Consider the following 18,272-nt stretch of genomic DNA (forward strand, 5'->3'; position numbering starts at 1 on the left):
GCTCACGGGGCCTCTATATCGACGCCTGAGAAATCCTGTTTGAATATGTTGTTCGTATAATTCTTAACCTCTTTGCGGTGAGCGACGACAATGTAAGTGTTGGCTATCGGGAACCACGGCATCTCTCGGTTGAATATTCTCTGCGCCTTCCGGTAATACACGGCGCGCTTCTCAATATCGCTGTCGGCCTTCGCCTTGGTGATCTGCTCTTCGAAATCTGGATTGCACCACCTTGCGACATTGGAGCCGCCCGGATGCACCCCGGTGCAGCTCAGCAGGAAATACAGGAAGTTGTCGGGATCGCCGTTGTCGCCGGTCCAGCCATAAATCACCATGTCCTGCTCGCCCTGCGTCACCCGGCTGCGGTAACTGCCCCAGTTCTCCGTCTTCAGCGTGACCTTGATTCCGATGCGCTCCAGGTTCTCCCGGATCATTTCGGCGGCGCGCTTGCCGTTGGGCATGTAGGGGCGCGTGACCGGCGGATACCAGAGATCGAGGGTGAAGCCCTCCGGATACCCGGCTTCGATCAACAGGCTGCGCGCGGTCGCCGGGTCGAAGGGGTGGTCTTCGATGCTGTCGTCGTAAGACCACATGCTGGGCGGGATCGGGTTCTTTGCCGGCCGCCCTCCGTTCTGATAGACGGCATCCACCAATGTGCGCTTGTCGATCGCCAGTGTCACGGCACGCCGCACCCGCACATCGTCGAGCGGCGGCTTCCGGGTGTTGAGCGCCATATAGGCGACATTCTTCCCGTCCTGCTGCTCGATGACCAGATTGGGATCCTTCTCGATCTTTCCCAGTTCCGCCGGATTCGGGAAGATCATCACATGGCATTCGCCGGAGCGCAGCTTGTTCAGGCGCACGGCGATGTTCGGGGTGATCGAGTAGATCAGGTTGTCCAGGGGCTGGCGCCCCTGCCAATAGCCGTCGAACGCCCTGTAGCGGATCGCGAGATCGGGCTGGTACGACACGAGACTGAACGGTCCGGTGCCGATGGGTTCCTCGTCGAACAGTTCCGGCCGCTTCGCCTTCATCAGGCTGTCGGCATATTCCGCCGACTGGATCGACAGGAACGGCATGGCGAGATCGGCCAGGAACGGGGCTTCCGGCCGGTTCAGCGTGATGCGCACCGTATGGTCGTCCTGCTTCTCCACCGACTTCAACAGGGTGGGCAGCCCCATGCCGCGGAAGTAGTCGTAAGTTGCCGGGCCGACATCGTGGTAGGGATGATCGCTCTTCCATTGCCGCTCGATCGAGAACAGCACGTCGTCGGCATTGAGCGTCCGGCCGGGCGTGAAATGCCCATTGGAATGAAACCGCACGTTCCGGCGCAAACGAAACTCGTAAACCAGGCCGTCGTCGGAAACCGTATAGGATTCGGCAAGGGCCGGAGCGATAAGCTGCGTGTCGCGGCCGAATTCCACCAGATTGTTGAACAGCGGGCTGGCCGCATTCACGCTGGTGCCGGAGGTGGACACCTGCGCGTTGAAGCTCTGCGGATTGCCTTCCGTGCAGTAGACGAGCGACTTGTCGGCCTGTGCAGCGCCGGACGTTCCCGCAATCACGACGAGAGCAGACAGCCCCTTCGCGAGCCTTTTGGTGAATCCCTGCGTCGGCAAAGGCATTTCACTGCTCCTGCACGGATCGTGCTTCTATCGCAAGCGCGAAGTTATCAGTAGCAACTCGCCGTGGAAAGCGAATGGTGAAGCGCACGCCCTGGCCGGGTCCACTCTCGACCGCGACCTTTCCGCCCAACCTGTTCGCCACGAGATTGTAGACGATGTGCAGCCCAAGCCCGGTGCTGCCGGTGCCGCGGCGGGTGGTGAAGAACGGATCGAACACCCGTCCCAGATCGGCCGGCGGAATGCCCCTGCCGTCATCGGTATAGACCAGCTCCACCAGTTCCGGGCCGGGCGCGCCGGCAGCGATCAGAAGATGCCCCTGCTGCCCGTCCCGATAGCCATGGATGAGGGAATTCATCACGAGATTGGTCAGGATCTGAGCCAGGGCGCCGGGATAGCCGTCGATCTCGATGCCGTCGGGACACTCGACACGCAGGCTGTGCCCGGTGCGGCGCCAGGACGGGCTGAGGCTGGTCGCCAGATCCTCCAGATAGGGCCTCAAGGCGAAGCGCCGCCCTTCGCCGCTGGTCTGGTCGGTGGCGACCTGCTTGAAGCTCTGCACCAGTTCGCCGGCCTGACGCAGGTTCAGCACCATCAGCCTTGCCAATTCCTCCGCCGTTTCCTGGAAATCGGCGAAGTCGCAGCGGCGCAGGTTTCCCTCCTGGGCCAGCCGTCCGATCGAGTCCAGCCGATCCTGCAGATGGGTGGCCCCCATCAGGGCGTTGCCGAGCGGCGTGTTGATCTCATGCGCCATGCCGGCGACCAGGCCGCCGAGAGAGGCCATCTTCTCCGCCTGGATCAGATCGGCCTGGGTGCGGCGCAGATCCTCCAAAGCACGGTCGGCACGCTCCTTCGCCTCGCGGGCCGCCTGCTCCCGCAGACCGATTTCTCGGATGAAGAAGTCGGCGGCGCGCGCCATCGCGCCGAATTCGTCCTGACGGCGCGTGTCGCCGATCGGGCCGGCCAGCGGATCCTCGGCCAGCCGGGTCATTTGCCGCTGCAGCCGCAGGACCGGCCTGCTGATGGACCGCGCGACAAGGACCGCCGCGCCACCGCCCAGCAGCAGGCCGATGGTGGCCCCGATGATCAGGATCCGGGTCAGCAGCTCGCCGATGCGCGCCGCTTCGTCGCGGAAAGTCTCGTCCAGCTGGCGGGCGGTCTCCACCAGGGCGCCGGCATCGCGATCCATGGTGAACAGCAGCTGGTTCAGCCGGCGCAGGCCCTCCGCGGTCCGTCCGAGGCTGTCGCGCCAACTGCGGATGGCCGACAGCACCTCGTCCTGCAGCAGCGGCGACATGGGAATCCCGCGGACGGTTTCCAGCAACGTGCCGGCATCGTCGACGATGCGGTCGGCTTCCTCCACGTCGCGCATCGCCACGGCGTCGGCGGCCCGCCGCCCCAGGCGCAGGGCGACGATGGCGACATTCTGGGTTTCCTGCTCGGTATCGTTGGCCTGGATGGCGTAGGCGATCAGTTGCACCACCTCTTCCTGAAGTGCGGTGTAACCGGTCGCCTTCACCATCAGGATGCGGGCGGTCAGCGCCTCGATGGCCGATGCGGCTTCGGCACTGGCATACTGTGCATCGGCAAGCCGCCGCTGCGTGGCGATGGAACGCGCCTGCACCTGCTGCAACTCCTCCAGTGCCGGACGGACCGACGGCAGGAGACTGGACAGGGAGGTCACGTCAGGCTGCCGGTCGAGGGTGCCGGTCAGGACCAGCGCCCGCACCGCCGGCAGGGTCCGGTTGACCTGCTCCGCCAGCATCCGTTCCCCTGGGCCGGCGCCCGGCCTGCGGTATTCGGCGAAGCCGGCCGCCTGGACCGCCGTTTCGAACCGGTTCAACGCCGCGTCGCGCTCCGCCCGCGTTTCGTGAAGCGCCTGCACGGCGGATTGCAGGTCGGCGACCGCCGCGGCATAGCGACCGGCGGTTTCCGTCGCCGGATAGCGGCTGGCCAGCGGATCGGTGCGGCGCAGCGCCGCCTGGAGCCGGTCGGCGGTGGCGGTCAGCTTGTCGGTGGCGATGCGGAAATCCGCGGCGGTCAGTGGCCGCCCGGTCCCGAAGACTCCGACGCCGAAGGCCAGAGCCGCGACATGCTGCGCCTCCGCCCGTTGCAGCGCCAGCATCGCCTCGCGCAGTTCATGGGCCCCGTCGACCACGTCGCGGCTGTCGCGCAGGCGCTGGTCCGCTTCCGTCAGCGAACCGAGCGAATCCACATTGGCGGCATGCTGGCGCTTTCGGGCGCGATCGGTCAGCGCCATCAGGCTGGCGGCATGCCGGCCCATGTCGGCGACGGCCGCGTCGTTGGCGCCCGCCACCTCGATGAAGGCGCGCATCTGGCCGACGTAGCGCTTCAGAACCGCGGTGGCGCGTTCGACTTCGGGCCGGTGGGTGGCGGCCGATCCCGATTTGCCCAACTGCCGCAGTTCGGCACCCGCCGAGGCCGACAAGGCTTCGAACCGGGCGACACGGCCGGCACGGTCGGCGGGCGCGACCTGGAGATAATCGATCCGCGCCGCCGTCGCCGCCAGTACGTCGCGATAGACGGAACCGGCAAGCACCGCCGCCTCGTAAACCTTCTCGCTGCGGTCAAGCAGCAGCCCGCCGGTGAGGGCGATCACCGCGCCCACCGCCACCGGCACGCCCCCTACCATCGCGATACGCGACCGAATCCTCATGCGCGCCCCGCCGCGGCCGTCCGCGCGCAGGCTGTCCCGGCGGAAAGCCGGGGAAAGGAAGAGGATGACCGGCGGTCCGCCACGAACGCTCCGCACACAGGATCACTGGTGCCATATCAGAGCAACAGGCGGGGGCAAAGGAGTAATGACAACCGGAAGAGTGGAGTACCACGGGCGGGCCGCCGTCGCGCCCGCCCGTGGCCCCGCATCAGCAGGGATGGTTCTCCCCGCGCCGCACGCAGGTGATCTGCCCCATGATCGAGATGGCGATTTCGGCCGGGGTGACCGCCCCGATGGACAGGCCGACCGGACCACGGATCCGCTTGACCTCGGCCTCGCTCAGCCCTTCGTCGCGCAGGCGGTCCAGGCGCAGCGCGTGGGTGCGCTTGCTGCCCAGCGCGCCGACATAGAAGGCGGGGGAGCGCAGGGCGGCGATCAGCGCCGGATCGTCCAGCTTCGGGTCATGGGTCAGGGTCACGATCGCGGTGCGGGCATCGGGCTTCAACTCCGCCAGGGCCTCGTCCGGCCACAGGTGGTTCAGCTTGATGCCGGGGAAGCGCGCTTCGGTCGCGAAGGCGCCGCGCGGATCGATCACCGTCACGTCGTAGCCGGTCAGCGCCGCCGCCGGGGCCAGCGCCTGGGCGATATGCACGGCGCCGACGATCAGCACCCGCATGGCCGGATTGTGGACATGCACGAACAGGCGGAAGCCGTCCTCGTCCTGCGGATCGACCAGCAGGCCGGAACGGTCCTGGCGGATGCGCCGGCGCACCTCGTCCAGCAGGTCGGGCTCAAGTCCGAATCCGCCATGGATGGTGTCTTCGAGAACAAGGCTCTGCAGACCGCTGTTGAGGTCCGTCACCAGGGCGACCGGGATCGCGGCGGCCTTCGCCGCAAGCAGCCGGTCCAGAATATCGCGTTTCATTCCACGGCCTCGACATAGACCTGTACCTGCCCGCCGCAGGCCAGCCCGACTTCCCAGGCCATTTCGTTGGTGATGCCGAAGGACAGCAGGCGCGGTTCGCCGTCCTCCATCGTCTTGGCCGCCTCATGCGCGACCGCTCCCTCGATGCAGCCGCCGGACACGGAACCGGCCATGGAACCGCTTTCGTCGACGGCCATCTGGCTGCCGACCGGGCGCGGCGATGAGCCCCAGGTCGATACGACGGTCGCCAGGGCCACCTTGCGGCCGGCGGCGCGCCATGCGGCAGCCTGCTCCACGATGTTGTCCGCCATCAGGGTGTCGCTCATCCCGCCGCCTCCTTCAACCAGCGGCGCAAGCCCGGGCTACGTCGCGGACCGTCGGTCGACAGGGCGCCGGCCAGATCCGCGAGGCTGTTCAGGCTGTGGGCCGCACGAAAATCGTCCACATGAGGCAGCAGCGCCCGGATGCCCGAGGATTTCGGCGCGAAGCCTTCCCAGCGCAACAAAGGATTCAGCCAGACGAGCCGCCGACAGCTTTTGTGCAACCGATCGGCCTCCGCCGCAAGCCCTTCCCCTGCATCCCTGTCCAGCCCGTCGGTAATGAGCAGCACCACCGCGCCCTGGCCCAGCACCCGCCGCGCCCATGTCCGGTTGAAGGCGTGCAGTGCAGTGCCGATCCGCGTTCCGCCCGACCAGTCGGCGACCGCGCCCGACACGGCGTCGAGTGCCACGTCGACATCCTTGTGCCGCAGATGGCGGGTGATGTTGGTCAGACGGGTGCCGAAGACGAAGCTGTACACGCGGTCACGGTCGTTGGTGACCGCATGCATGAAATGCAGCAGCATCCGTGAATAGCGGGTCATCGAGCCGGAAATGTCGCACAGAACCACCAGCGGCGGCGGCCGGGTGCGGCGGCGCTTGCGTGCAAGGTCCGACAGATCGCCGCCGGTGCGCAGCATTCGCCGCAAGGTGGCGCGCGGATCGACGCGCGGTCCCATCGGGTCGGGGCGGTGGCGCCGGGTGGTGAACTCCGCCAGCGGCAGGGCGAGACGGGTCAGCAGGCGCTTGGCCTGCGCCATCTCCTCCCCCGTCATCTTCTCGAAATCCTTGTCCTGCAGCCGTTCGGCGGCGGAAACGGTGAAGGAGGCGTCGAGTTCGATCTCGGTCTTGTCCGGCTCCTCCTGCTCGGCGCCGCTGCCGTGCAGCGCCTCGGCGAGGCGCTGGGACATTTCCTGCCGGTCGCTCGCGGCCTCGGTCCGCACCTTCGGCAGCATCAGCGACATCATCCGCTTCAGGATGTCGGGGTTGCGCCAGAAGACGTGAAAGGCCTGATCGAACAGCTCGCTCTGGTCGTGGCGGTTCACGAAGACGGCATGCATCGCCCAATAGAAATCGGTGCGGTTGGACAGCCCGACCGCCTCAACCGCCTCGACCGCCTGCAGCACCTTGCCCGGCCCGACCGGCAGGCCGGCGGCGCGCAGCGCACGGGCGAAATGCATCAAATTGAGGGTGAGGCGGCCGGCAGGCGCGTCGTCCGTCATCGCTGCCTCACCTTGCGGTGGTGGCGGCCAGCTCGGTCTTGACCTGGGTCAGGATGCGCGCCGCCTCGCTGCCCTGGATGCGGGCGATGTCGTCCTGATACTTCAGCAGCGTGCCCAGCGTGTCGTTGATGACGGAGGGCTCCAGCTCCAGCTGGTTCAACTCGACCAGCGCCTGCGCCCAATCGAGCGTTTCCGCCACCCCCGGCGCCTTGTAGAGGTCCATGCCGCGCAGGGTCTGGACGAAACCGACCACCTGCGCCGCCAGCCGCGCGTCGGCCTGCGGCGCCTTGACCGCCAGGATCTCCCGCTCGCGCGCGGCGCCGGGATAATCGACCCAGTGGTAGAAGCAGCGCCGCTTCAGCGCGTCGTGGATCTCGCGCGTGCGGTTGGAGGTCAGGATGACGACGGGCGGTTCCGGCGCATGGACGGTGCCGAATTCCGGGATAGAGACCTGATAGTCGGACAGGATCTCCAGCAGATAGGCTTCGAACGGCTCGTCGGTGCGGTCCAGCTCGTCGATCAGCAGCACCGGCGGCCCGGCGAGGTCCGGCTCCAGCGCCTGGAGAAGCGGGCGCTTGACCAGGAAGCGTTCGGAAAACAGGTCGGAGGCCAATGATTCTCGATCCTGCCCGCCCGACGCCTCGGCCAGCCGGATTTCCATCATCTGCCGGGCATAGTTCCACTCATAGACCGCGGACGAGGCGTCCAACCCCTCATAGCATTGCAGCCGCAGCAGCTTGCGGCCGAGCGTCGCCGACAGGACCTTGGCGATCTCCGTCTTGCCGACGCCGGCCTCGCCCTCCAGGAACAGCGGGCGCTTCAGCTTCAACGCCAGGAACAGCGCGGTCGCCAGCGAGCGGTCCGCGACGTAGTTGCCGCGGGTGAGAAGCGCCAGCGTGTCGTCGACGGAGTTGGGGAGGGGGGTGGTCATGAAGGGCCTTGGAGATGGTCGATAAATGCCCTCTCCCGCCCCGGGAGAGGGAGGGGACCCACCGAAGGTGGGGAGGGTGAGGGGGATCCAGCAAACCGGAAGCGCATGGTTTTAGCACTGCCCCTCACCCTTACCTCCGCTTCGCGGCGGGCTCCTTCCCTCTCCCGGGGCGGGAGAGGGGGTAAATCACCCTGCCGCTTCGACCGCGCGCTTCGCCATCACGGTGACGAGGTGGGCGCGGTAATCGGCGCTGGCGTGGATGTCGGCGTTCAGGCCGTCTGCTTCCACCGACAGGCCGTTCAGGGCTTCCGCCCGGAAGTCGGCGGCGAGCGCCGTCTCGAACGCCTCGGCGCGGAAGACCGAGCCGGCGGCGCCGGTCACCGCCACCCGCACCTCCGCACCGAACCGGGCCACGAACACGCCGACGATGGCATAACGGCTGGCCGGGTTGCGGAACTTGGCGTAGGCCGCCTTGTCGGGGCGGGAGAAGCGCACCGACTTGACGATCTCGCCCGGCTCCAGCGCCGTCTCGAACATGCCGGTGAAGAAATCGTCGCCCGCAATGGTCCGGCGGTCGGTCGTCACTACCGATTTCAGCGCCACCACCGCCGACGGATAGTCGGCCGACGGGTCGGCGTTGGCGATGGAGCCGCCGAGCGTGCCCATGTTGCGGACCTGCCGGTCGCCGATGCCCTCGGCGAGGCTGGCCAGCGCCGGGATCACCCGCTTGACCAGATCGGAATGGGCGACCTCGGCATGGCGGGTAAAGGCGCCGATCTCCAGCCCGCCGCCATCGCCCTGGGCAACCTCACGGATTCCCTTCAGCTCGGGAATCGCGCCGAGGTCGATCAGGTCGGTGGGACGGGCAAGGCGCTGCTTCAGCGTCGGCAGCAGGGTCTGGCCGCCGCCCAGCAGCTTGGCGTCCTCCGCCTGGATGGCGGCCGCCGCGTCGGCGAGCGATGTCGGCCGTTGGTACGTGAACGCGTACATTCTCTAGCCTCCTTCTTCTTCGGCCGTCTTATTCCGCCGCCATGGCCGGGGTGAGGGCCGGGGCGGCGTCGCGGATGGTCCTCCAGACCTTTTCCGGCGTCGCCGGCATGTCCATGTGGGTGACGCCGTATTCCGACAGCGCGTCCACCACCGCGTTCATCACGGCTGCGGCGGCGCCGATGGTCCCGGCCTCGCCGCAGCCCTTCACGCCCAGCGGATTGTGGGTGCAGGGCTGGTCCTCGTGATAGCGCACGGTGAAGGATGGGACATCGTCCGCCCGCGGCATGCAATAGTCCATGTAGGAGCCGGTGACGAGCTGGCCCGATTCCTCGTCATAGACGCAATTCTCGTACAGCGCCTGCCCGATGCCCTGGACCAGGCCGCCATGCACCTGCCCCTCGACGATCAGCGGGTTGATGACGTTGCCGAAATCGTCCACCGCCGCGAAGCTGACGATGGTGGTGACGCCGGTGTCGGGGTCGATCTCCACCTCGCAGACATGGCATCCGTTGGGATAGGTGAAGTTCTTCGGATCGTAGAAGGCCTGTTCGTCCAGCCCCGGTTCCAGCTCGTCGAGCGGGAAGTTGTGCGGGACATAGGCCTGAAGGGCGATGTCGCCGATGCCCAGGCTCTTGTCGGTGCCGGCGACGGTGAAGCGGCCGTCCTTCACCTCGATGTCGGTCTCGGCGGCCTCAAGCATATGGGCGGCGATCTTCTTCGCCTTGCGCTCCACCTTGTCCATCGCCTTCACCAGGGCCGATCCGCCGACCGCGAGCGAGCGCGAGCCGTAGGTGCCCATGCCGAAGGGGATCTTGTTGGTGTCGCCGTGAACGATCTCGACATTCTCGATCGGGATGCCGAAGCGGTCGGCCACGATCTGGGCGAAGGTGGTCTCATGGCCCTGACCGTGGCTGTGAGCGCCTGTGAAGACCGTCACCGAACCCGTTGGATGGAAACGGACTTCCGCGCATTCATAAAGTCCCGCGCGAGCGCCGAGCGCGCCGGCGACATTGCTGGGGGCGATGCCGCAGGCCTCGATGTAGGTCGCGAATCCGATGCCGCGCAGCTTGCCGCGCGCCTTCGATTCCGCACGGCGCTGCTGGAAGCCGGGGTAGTCGACCAGGGGAAGGGCGATGTCCAGGTTCTTGGCGAAGTCGCCGGTGTCGTATTGCAATGCTACCGGCGTCTGGTAGGGCATCGCCTCCTTCGGCACGAAGTTGCGGCGGCGGATCTCGGTCTTGTCCATGCCCATCACGCCGGCCGCGACATCGACCAGCCGTTCGATCAGGTAGCAGGCCTCCGGCCGGCCGGCGCCGCGATAGGCGTCGACGGGGGCGGTGTTGGTGAAGACGGCCTTCACCTCGGCATAGATGGCCGGGGTCTTGTACTGGCCTGCCAGCAGGGTGGCGTAGAGGTAGGTCGGGATCGACGGGGCGAAGGTGGACAGATAGGCGCCGAGATTGGCCAGCGTCGAGACGCGCAACGCCAGGAAATTGCCGTCGGCGTCCATCGCCAGCTCGGCATGGCTGACATGGTCGCGGCCATGGGCGTCGGTCAGGAAGCTCTCGGAACGGTCGGCGGTCCACTTCACCGGACGGCCGACCTTGCGCGCCGCCCAGGTGACGACGGCCTCCTCGCCGTAGTGGAAGATCTTCGAGCCGAACCCGCCGCCGACGTCGGGCGCCACCACCCGCAGCTTGTGCTCTGGAATGCCCAGCACGAAGGCGCCCATCAGCAGGCGGGTGACGTGCGGGTTCTGGCTGGTGGTGGTCAGCGTGTATTCGCCGTTGGACTGGTCGTATTCGCCCATCGCCGCCCGCGGTTCCATCGCGTTCGGCACCAGGCGCTGGTTGACCAGATCGATCTTCGCGACATGGGCGGCGTTGGCGAAGGCGGCATCCACCGCCGCCTCGTCGCCCAGATGCCAGTCGTAGCAGACATTGTCCGGCGCATCGTCATGCACCAGCGGGGCGCCGCCGGCGACCGCGCGGGTGGATGAGCCCACCGCCGGCAGTTCCTCGTAATCGACCACCACCATCTCGGCGGCGTCGCGCGCCTGCTCGCGGGTTTCGGCGATGACCACGGCCACCGCGTCGCCGACATAGCGCACGCGGTCGCGCGCCAGCGGGTAATGCGGCGGCTCCTTCATCGGCGAGCCGTCCTTGGAGTGGATCTGCCAGCCGCAGGGCAGGCTGCCGACCTTGTCGGCCTCCATGTCGGCCCCGGTCAGAACGGCGACCACACCCGGCATCGCCGCCGCGTCGGTGAAGTCGATGCCCAGGATGCGGGCATGGGCGTAGGGGGAGCGCACATGGACCGCATGGGTCATGTTCGGGCGCTTGAAATCATCCGTGTAGTTGCCGCGGCCGGTCAGAAAGCGCTGGTCTTCGCGCCGGCGCACCGGGGCGCCGATGCCATTGGGGTTCGCCATCTCGTGTTTCCTCCCACAGGAACGCGTAAGATGCGGAAATAGCTGGGTCTGGGCTTTTCGCCCTTATTCGGCCGCGACCGGCGCCGCTTGCGCCCCCGCCATAGCCTCGGCCCCCGACTTCACCGCCTTGACGATGTTGTGGTAGCCGGTGCAGCGGCAGATGTTGCCCTCCAGCCCCTCGCGGATCTCGGCCTCGGTCGGGTTGGGGTTATCGCGGACCAGATCGACCGCGCTCATCACCATGCCCGGCGTGCAGAAGCCGCACTGCAGCCCGTGATGCTCGCGGAAGGCGGCCTGCATCGGGTGCAGCGTGCCGTCGGCCGCCGCCAGCCCTTCGATCGTCGTCACTTCCGCCCCGTCGGCCTGGAGGGCCAGCGTGGTGCAGGACTTCACCGACCGCCCGTCCACATGGACGACACAGGCGCCGCACTGGCTGGTGTCGCAGCCGACATGGGTGCCCGTCAGGCCCAGATGCTCGCGCAGGAAGGTGACGAGCAGCGTGCGCTCCTCCACCTCGCGCGAGACCGTCTTGCCGTTGACGGTCATCGAAACGGTACAGGACATCGGTTTTCCTCCCGCTGGCTGAAGTCTGTCTTGCAGTCGTTTGGCGTGCAGTTTGGACTTGTTGCTGTCGCGTGACGCGCCTTGAGCCGGAGCGGTGGTGGTGCCTGCTTCGGCCGGCGGTCTTCCGCCACAAGGATAGGGGGCGACCGGCCGTCGAGGTCAAGGAGCCTGTGCATATCTTGGCCGAAAGAATGGTTCCTTCACCATCACACTATCGGATTGTACGTACTGGCGCGCAATTTTATGACGCGTTACATTTGCTTGGGACTGCCCGCACCCTTGCGGGTACACGAACAAATCAGCCCGGCACCGATCCGGGCGCAGCAACGATAATGGGGAGAGCCGTTATGAATCGCCCGTCCGTGAAACGTCATGTCCTGGCCCTGTGCACCGCCGCCGGCCTTGGACTTAGCCTGGGACTCGCCGCTCTGCCGGCCAAGGCGGAGACCTTCATCACCGTGCTGACCGGCGGCACCAGCGGCGTCTATTACCCGCTGGGCGTCGCCATGTCGAACGTGTACGGCAAGGCGCTGCCCGGAGCCAAGGTGACGGCGCAGGCGACCAAGGCGTCGGTGGAGAACCTGAACCTGCTGCAGGCCGGCCGCGGCGAAATCGGGTTCACGCTCGGCGACTCGCTGAGCGACGCCTGGAAGGGCAACGAGGAGGTCGGCTTCAAGCAGAAGCTGGAGAAGTTGCGCACCATCGCCGCCATCTATCCCAACTACATCCAGGTGGTCGCCAGCAAGGACTCCGGGATCAAGACCCTGGCCGACCTGAAGGGCAAGCGGGTGTCGGTCGGCGCGCCGAAGTCGGGGACTGAACTGAACGCGCGGGCCATCTTCGGCGCCGCCGGGCTTACCTACAAGGACTTCGCCAAGACCGAGTATCTGCCCTTCGGCGAATCGGTGGATCTGATCAAGAACCGCCAGTTGGACGCGACGCTGATCTCCGCCGGCCTCGGCGTGGCGGCGATCAAGGATCTGTCGGCCTCGCAGGAGATCACCATCGTCAGCATTCCGGCCGATGTGGTGCAGAAGGTCGGCGACGCCGCCTACATCACCGAGACGATCCCGGCCGGCACCTATCCGGGCCAGAGCGAACCGGTGCCGACCGCCGCGGTCCGCAACCTGCTGGTCAGCCATTCCGGCGTGTCGGACGACGCCGCCTATGCCATGACCAAGACGCTGTTCGAGAATCTCGACGCTCTGGCCGCCGCCCATGTCGCCGCCAAGCAGATCAAGCTCGACCAGGCCGCCACCCAGTCGCCGGTGCCGCTGCATCCCGGCGCCGCCAAGTACTACAAGGAAAAAGGGTTGATGTAAGCAACGGAAAGGCGAAGGCCACGGAGAGCGCAGACTGATGACTCAAGACAATCAGGCGGATGCCCAAACCCGCCAAGCAATAGACCGGGAGAATCCCGCCCATGTCGCCGCCTTCGAAGGCTTCGACGGGCGGGCGGTGTTTGCCATCGCCGTGGCCTTTTCCGTCTTCCAGATCTGGACAGCCGCCTTCAATCCGCTGTCCACCGTCGTGGTGCGGTCAATCCATGTCGGCTTTCTGCTGCTGATGACCTTCACCCTGTTCGGCGCGCGCAAAACCGGCACACGCCGGGGGGTGCCCTGGTATGACTGGCTGCTCGGCCTCACCGGGTTCGCCATCGGCGTGTATCATTACGTCTTCGAAGTAGACCTGATACTACGGTCCGGCGATCCGAGTACGGCCGACATCGTCGTCGGCACTGTCGCGGTCGCCCTGGTCTTCGAGGCGGCCCGGCGCATCATGGGGCTGGCGCTGCCGATCCTGTGCGGCGTGTTCATCCCCTACGCCCTGTTCGGACGGGAACTGCCCTTCGGGCTGGCCCATCGCGGCTATGGGTTCGATCAGGTGATCGACACGCTGTTCCTGTCGACCGAGGGAATCTACGGTACGCCGACCTTCGTGTCCGCCACCTATATCTTCCTGTTCATCCTGTTCGGCGCCTTTCTGGAACGGGCGGGGATGATCAAGCTGTTCAACGACGTCTCGCTGGGCCTCGTCGGCCATACCAGGGGCGGACCGGCCAAGGTGGCGGTCTTCTCGTCAGGCTTCATGGGCACGATCAACGGGTCGGGGGTCGCCAACGTGCTGACCACCGGGCAGTTCACCATCCCGCTGATGACGCGCTTCGGCTATCGTCCCGCCTTTGCCGGCGCGGTGGAGGCCACCGCCAGCATGGGCGGCCAGCTGATGCCGCCGGTGATGGGCGCCGCCGCGTTCATCATGGCGGAAACCATCGGCGTGCCCTACAGCGAGGTCGCCATCGCCGCCGCCATTCCCGCCATCCTCTATTTCGGCAGTGCCTACTGGATGGTTCATCTGGAGGCGGGCAAGCGCAATCTGGTCGGCCTGCCGAAGGAGGAGTGCCCCAGCGCGCTGCGTGCCCTTCGCGACGGCTGGTATCTGGTCCTGCCGCTGGCGGCCCTGGTTTATCTGCTGTTCTCCGGCTTCACGCCGCTGTTCGCGGGCGTGATCGGCATCGCCGCAACCATCGCCCTGATCCTGGGCATGAGCCTGGTCACCTCCATCGGCCCCACGGCGCTGCGCGCGGGGTTCTGGGTGCTGCTGGGCCTGATCGCCGCGGGGCTTTGGCGGATGGGCCTGCGGACGGAGCATATGGCCTTCGCCATCGTCGGCTTGCTGGTCGTCCCCTGCCTGATGCTCAAGGGAGGGCGGGATACGCTGCGGCTGTTGGTGAACGCTACCGCCGACGGGGCGAAGAACGCCATCGGCGTCGGCGTCGCCTGCGCGCTGGTCGGGGTGCTGATCGGCATGATGACGCTGACCGGCCTTGCCTCGAGCTTCGCCACCACCATCGTCAACCTGTCGGGCGGCAACCTGCTGATGGCGCTGGTCCTGACGATGCTGACGTGCATCGTGCTGGGCACCGGGCTTCCGACCACGGCCAACTACATCATCACCGCGTCGATCGCGGCCCCCGCGCTGCTGACCATGGGCGTGCCGCTGATCGTCAGCCACATGTTCGTCTTCTATTTCGGCATCATGGCCGATCTGACCCCGCCGGTGGCGCTGGCCGCTCTCGCCGCGTCCTCCATCGCACGGGCCGGGCACATACAGATCGGCTTCATCGCCACGCGGATCGCGATGGCCGGCTATGTGGTGCCCTTCATGGCGGTGTACGATCCGGCGCTGGTCCTGCAGACCGAGAGCTGGATCGCCGTGGCCTACATCGTCTTCAAGGCCTGCATCGCCATCGGCTTGTGGGGTGCCGCCACCATCGGCTTCTTCTGGACCACCCTGCCGATGCCGGCCCGCATCTTCGCCGCGGCGACGGCCTTCCTGTTCGTGTTGGCGTTGCCGATCACCGACGAGATCGCCTTCGCCATGTCCGCCCTGTTCCTGCTGTGGCAGTACCGCCGCCGCAGGAGCGTTCCGGCCGCCGCCCCGGCCTGATGCGGGCGCGGCGACGTGGCCGGTCTCTGCCTGTTCGCCCTCGGCGGCGCGCTACTCGCGTCGCTGCCGGGGACGGATTTCACCCTGTCCTGGACCCATTCCATCGAGAAGACCGAATGGCGCGAACGCTGGTCGGTGGCATCCGGCCGGCTGCGGCCGGTGGAGGCCCGGATCCGGGGGACCGGCGCCGGCATGGAGCCGGGACCGGACGCCCGGCCGGCCGGCGACGGCTGGCTGGCCTGGGTGCCCGGCCTGCCGCCGCAGGAGAGCGTCACGCTGGCCGCCTCCGGCTTCACCGGCGAGCACCGGCTGTGCGCGGGGGCCGATTGCCGGCCGCTGTCGGGCTGGACCGGGGTTTCGGATCAGGCGGTGGTGATGCGCTCCTGCCGGTGATGCGCTCCTGCCGGTGATGCGCTCCTGCGTCATATCATCGAGCGTAAAGTCTGACACATCAGACTTTACGCTCGCCCTCAGACGGCGGGCGCGGCCGTCCGGCCGCTTGCCTTCGCAGGCATGGGCCTGCGGGGCCGCAGTCGCGGCCTTTACCTCCGAGCATAAGTCAGGACTTACGCTCGGCGGTATCAGTCCGTGAAAGTTGGTATGGTAGTGCCCCTTCCGGCTTGGCTTACGTTCTCTCAAATCGCATACTCCCGGTCCTTTTGTCAGCCTGCCGTTCGGACCGATGACCAACTCCTCCCCCTCCCGCCGCCCATCACTTTTCCCAGCCTTCTTCGCCGTGGCGCTGGCCGCCGGCGGCCTGTTGCTGGGCACGCATGGCGCCCTGGCGGCGGAGGTCGCCCATGGCGGAGCGCCACATCTCGACGGCCGGATGCTGAGCGCCGTGTGGGTGGTGCCCTTCGCCGGCATCCTGCTGTCGATCGCGCTGTTCCCGCTGCTGGCGCCGGTGATGTGGCACCATCATTTCGGCAAGATCTCGGCCGTATGGGCGCTCGCCTTCCTGGTGCCCTTCGCCGCGACCTTCGGGTTGGAACTGGCGACCTACGAACTGCTGCATACCGTCCTGCTCGAATACATCCCCTTCATCGTTCTGCTGACCGCGCTGTTCACGGTGGCGGGCGGCGTGCGGGTGGCCGGGTCGCTGGTCGGCACGCCGCTGGCGAACACGGTCGGGCTGGCGCTCGGCACCGTTCTGGCCAGCGTGATGGGCACCACCGGCGCCTCCATGCTGCTGATCCGCCCGATGCTGCGCGCGAACGAGCACCGGCGCGATAAAGTCCACACGATGGTGTTCTTCATCTTCCTGGTGTCGAATGTCGGCGGATCGCTGACCCCGCTGGGTGACCCGCCGCTGTTCCTGGGCTTCCTGAAGGGCGTCGATTTCTTCTGGCCGACCGTCCATCTGTTCGCGCCGATGCTCTTCCTGGCGGTTCTGCTGCTGCTGATCTATTTCGTGCTCGACGTCTTTCTGCACAGCCGCGATCCCGGCAAGCACCCGCTGATCGAGGGCGTGCACGAGCGGGAGTCGATCCGCATCGAAGGCTCGGTCAACCTGCTGCTGCTGGCGGCGATCGTCGGCGCGGTGCTGCTCAGCGGCGTCTGGCATCCGGGGGTCGGCGTCACGCTGTACCATGTGACGGTGCCGCTGGAGAGCATCGTGTCGAACCTGCTGCTGCTGGGCATCACCGGCCTGTCTCTGGCCCTGACCAGCAAGCAGAGCCGCCGCCTGAACGGCTTCAGCTGGGGTCCGATCCTGGAGGTGGCGAAGCTGTTCGCCGCCATCTTCCTGACCATCATCCCGGCCATCGCCATCCTGAAGGCCGGCACCGACGGCGCGCTGGGCGCGATCATCTCGGCGGTGAACGAAGGCGGGACGCCGAACCCGGCCGCCTATTTCTGGGCGACCGGCCTGCTGTCCAGCTTCCTCGACAACGCGCCGACCTACCTGATCTTCTTCAACACGGCCGGGGGCGATGCGACGGTTCTGATGACCGACCTGTCGCTGACGCTGACCGCGATTTCCGCCGGCGCGGTGTTCATGGGCGCCAACAGCTACATCGGCAACGCCCCCAACTTCATGGTCAAGGCCATCGCCGAGGAGCGCGGCGTCGCCATGCCCAGCTTCTTCGGCTATATGGCCTGGTCCTTCGGCATCCTGGTGCCACTGCTGGGCCTGGCCACGCTGGTGTTCTTCCTCTGACGCGCGGCCATAGGTGGCGGGATCGCGCTGCCAGGACGTCAGGCAGCCCCGAAATCGGGGCTGTCGGCTGACCGCGTGCCGTCGTCCGCCCAGCCCTGGGCGCCGATCAGCGGCACGAAGGAAACGCGGTCCCGCTCCTCCCGCTCGAACTCGCTCTCACCACGGCGGACGACCTTCACCAGCCTCTGGTCACGGCGGGCGCCGACCGGGATCACCATCCGCCCGCCGATGGCGAGTTGGTCCATCAGGGCCTTCGGCACTTCCGGCCCGCCGGCCGACACCAGGATGACGTCGAAGGGCGCTTCCTCCGGCCAGCCCCGCGTCCCGTCGCCGGTGAGCACCGTCACGTCGCCGAAGCCCAGATCCTGCAGGTGGCGCCGTGCCGACTGGGCCAGACTGGGGTGCCGTTCGACCGCGAAGACGCGGCCCCGGCCCTGACGGGCGATGTGCCCCAGCAGCGCCGCGACATAGCCGGAACCCGCCCCAACCTCCAGCATCCTGTCGTTCGCGCCGACCTCCGCCGCCTCGATCATCGCGGCGACGACGCTGGGCTGCGAGATCGTCTGCTCCTCCCCGATGGGCAGGGGCGAGTCCTCATAGGCGAATTCCGCCAGTTCGGGCGCGACGAAATGCTCGCGCGGGACGGCGCGCATGGCGTCGAGGACGGATTCGGCGCGGATGCCGCGGCGGGCGATCTGGATGTCGACCATCCGCTGGCGCTGGCGATTGACGTTGGCCACGGCTTTCTCCCCGGGGCAGGAACAAGGCGGCCGATTGCCGGCGAACTGCCGCTCGATGGCCCAACAGGTGGGAGGCGGCGGCGTTCCATTCTCCGCACCGGTGCGAACCCGATAGGGCTCAACAAAAAAACGCCCGGAGGCCGATGCCGCCGGGCGCCAGGTCACAGTACGAAAGAGGTTCATCAGCGGTGATGATGCAATCGGGAGATCGATTGTGGAGGCACCCTCGCATGGACCGCAGGGG

Annotated in this window: 14 protein-coding genes; 4 read left to right on the plus strand and 10 right to left on the minus strand. The window is 67.1% G+C overall.

Annotation, left to right across the window (positions count from 1 at the left end; all coding sequences use genetic code 11):
* Positions 1-2: 2 nt before the first annotated feature.
* The 9 genes from DM194_RS16735 to DM194_RS16775 all read right to left on the minus strand — a co-directional run bounded on the left by DM194_RS16735 (position 3) and on the right by DM194_RS16775 (position 11,680).
* Positions 3-1,625 (minus strand): ABC transporter substrate-binding protein, encoded by a 1,623-nt coding sequence (locus DM194_RS16735; protein ID WP_111068731.1) that lies wholly within the window; start codon positions 1,623-1,625, stop codon positions 3-5.
* Position 1,626: 1 nt separating this feature from the next.
* Complete coding sequence (locus DM194_RS16740; RefSeq protein WP_246024420.1) at positions 1,627-4,299, minus strand: sensor histidine kinase; 2,673 nt, start codon at positions 4,297-4,299, stop codon at positions 1,627-1,629.
* A 208-nt stretch (positions 4,300-4,507) separates the two neighbouring features.
* The gene (locus tag DM194_RS16745) at positions 4,508-5,224 is read right to left on the minus strand and encodes an XdhC family protein (protein ID WP_111068733.1); all 717 of its coding nucleotides are present in this window, start codon (positions 5,222-5,224) and stop codon (positions 4,508-4,510) included.
* Positions 5,221-5,550 carry an XdhC family protein gene (locus DM194_RS16750; RefSeq protein WP_111068734.1) on the minus strand — a complete coding sequence of 110 codons (330 nt, stop codon included), beginning with the start codon at positions 5,548-5,550 and terminating at the stop codon, positions 5,221-5,223. Before DM194_RS16750 ends, DM194_RS16745 begins: the two co-directional genes overlap by 4 nt.
* Positions 5,547-6,764, minus strand: coding sequence for a vWA domain-containing protein (locus tag DM194_RS16755; protein ID WP_111068735.1), 1,218 nt, complete (start codon positions 6,762-6,764; stop codon positions 5,547-5,549). The genes DM194_RS16750 and DM194_RS16755 overlap by 4 nt, the downstream gene beginning before the upstream one ends.
* A 7-nt stretch (positions 6,765-6,771) precedes the next feature.
* A complete protein-coding gene (locus DM194_RS16760; protein ID WP_111068736.1) occupies positions 6,772-7,695 on the minus strand; it encodes an AAA family ATPase in 924 nt (307 codons plus the stop codon).
* 186 nt (positions 7,696-7,881) lie between these two features.
* The gene (locus DM194_RS16765) at positions 7,882-8,685 is read right to left on the minus strand and encodes an FAD binding domain-containing protein (RefSeq protein ID WP_111068737.1); all 804 of its coding nucleotides are present in this window, start codon (positions 8,683-8,685) and stop codon (positions 7,882-7,884) included.
* A 28-nt stretch (positions 8,686-8,713) separates the two neighbouring features.
* Positions 8,714-11,116 carry a xanthine dehydrogenase family protein molybdopterin-binding subunit gene (locus DM194_RS16770; protein ID WP_111068738.1) on the minus strand — a complete coding sequence of 801 codons (2,403 nt, stop codon included), beginning with the start codon at positions 11,114-11,116 and terminating at the stop codon, positions 8,714-8,716.
* A gap of 63 nt (positions 11,117-11,179) precedes the next feature.
* The gene (locus tag DM194_RS16775; RefSeq protein ID WP_111068739.1) at positions 11,180-11,680 is read right to left on the minus strand and encodes a (2Fe-2S)-binding protein; all 501 of its coding nucleotides are present in this window, start codon (positions 11,678-11,680) and stop codon (positions 11,180-11,182) included.
* A gap of 347 nt (positions 11,681-12,027) precedes the next feature.
* Here DM194_RS16775 and DM194_RS16780 point away from each other — a divergent pair, with 347 nt between their 5' ends.
* The 4 genes from DM194_RS16780 (at position 12,028) to DM194_RS16795 (ending at position 17,288) form a co-directional block, all read left to right on the plus strand.
* On the plus strand, positions 12,028-13,002 hold the full coding sequence (locus DM194_RS16780) for a TAXI family TRAP transporter solute-binding subunit (RefSeq protein ID WP_111068740.1): 975 nt from the start codon (positions 12,028-12,030) through the stop codon (positions 13,000-13,002).
* A 37-nt stretch (positions 13,003-13,039) separates the two neighbouring features.
* Positions 13,040-15,130, plus strand: a complete 2,091-nt coding sequence (locus tag DM194_RS16785; RefSeq protein ID WP_111068741.1) for a TRAP transporter permease — start codon at positions 13,040-13,042, stop codon at positions 15,128-15,130.
* 15 nt (positions 15,131-15,145) lie between these two features.
* Positions 15,146-15,523 carry a DUF1850 domain-containing protein gene (locus DM194_RS16790; RefSeq protein ID WP_111068742.1) on the plus strand — a complete coding sequence of 126 codons (378 nt, stop codon included), beginning with the start codon at positions 15,146-15,148 and terminating at the stop codon, positions 15,521-15,523.
* A gap of 289 nt (positions 15,524-15,812) precedes the next feature.
* Positions 15,813-17,288, plus strand: a complete 1,476-nt coding sequence (locus DM194_RS16795; protein ID WP_111068743.1) for a sodium:proton antiporter — start codon at positions 15,813-15,815, stop codon at positions 17,286-17,288.
* Positions 17,289-17,326: 38 nt separating this feature from the next.
* On the opposite strand, the gene DM194_RS16800 is transcribed toward DM194_RS16795, so the two are convergent.
* A complete protein-coding gene (locus DM194_RS16800) occupies positions 17,327-18,028 on the minus strand; it encodes a protein-L-isoaspartate(D-aspartate) O-methyltransferase (RefSeq protein WP_246024421.1) in 702 nt (233 codons plus the stop codon).
* Positions 18,029-18,272: the final 244 nt, after the last annotated feature.

Source organism: Azospirillum ramasamyi, assembly GCF_003233655.1.
In the GTDB taxonomy this organism is placed as follows: Bacteria; Pseudomonadota; Alphaproteobacteria; order Azospirillales; family Azospirillaceae; genus Azospirillum; species Azospirillum ramasamyi.

Excerpts from the sequence above, each read along its gene's own strand:
- DM194_RS16770 (WP_111068738.1), bottom strand. The coding sequence starts at position 11,116 with ATGGCGAACCCCAATGGCATCGGCGCCCCGGTGCGCCGGCGCGAAGAC.
- DM194_RS16795 (WP_111068743.1), top strand. The coding sequence starts at position 15,813 with ATGACCAACTCCTCCCCCTCCCGCCGCCCATCACTTTTCCCAGCCTTC.
- DM194_RS16775 (WP_111068739.1), bottom strand. The coding sequence starts at position 11,680 with ATGTCCTGTACCGTTTCGATGACCGTCAACGGCAAGACGGTCTCGCGC.
- DM194_RS16780 (WP_111068740.1), top strand. The coding sequence starts at position 12,028 with ATGAATCGCCCGTCCGTGAAACGTCATGTCCTGGCCCTGTGCACCGCC.
- DM194_RS16785 (WP_111068741.1), top strand. The coding sequence starts at position 13,040 with ATGACTCAAGACAATCAGGCGGATGCCCAAACCCGCCAAGCAATAGAC.
- DM194_RS16745 (WP_111068733.1), bottom strand. The coding sequence starts at position 5,224 with ATGAAACGCGATATTCTGGACCGGCTGCTTGCGGCGAAGGCCGCCGCG.
- DM194_RS16760 (WP_111068736.1), bottom strand. The coding sequence starts at position 7,695 with ATGACCACCCCCCTCCCCAACTCCGTCGACGACACGCTGGCGCTTCTC.
- DM194_RS16755 (WP_111068735.1), bottom strand. The coding sequence starts at position 6,764 with ATGACGGACGACGCGCCTGCCGGCCGCCTCACCCTCAATTTGATGCAT.
- DM194_RS16740 (WP_246024420.1), bottom strand. The coding sequence starts at position 4,299 with ATGAGGATTCGGTCGCGTATCGCGATGGTAGGGGGCGTGCCGGTGGCG.
- DM194_RS16765 (WP_111068737.1), bottom strand. The coding sequence starts at position 8,685 with ATGTACGCGTTCACGTACCAACGGCCGACATCGCTCGCCGACGCGGCG.
- DM194_RS16735 (WP_111068731.1), bottom strand. The coding sequence starts at position 1,625 with ATGCCTTTGCCGACGCAGGGATTCACCAAAAGGCTCGCGAAGGGGCTG.
- DM194_RS16750 (WP_111068734.1), bottom strand. The coding sequence starts at position 5,550 with ATGAGCGACACCCTGATGGCGGACAACATCGTGGAGCAGGCTGCCGCA.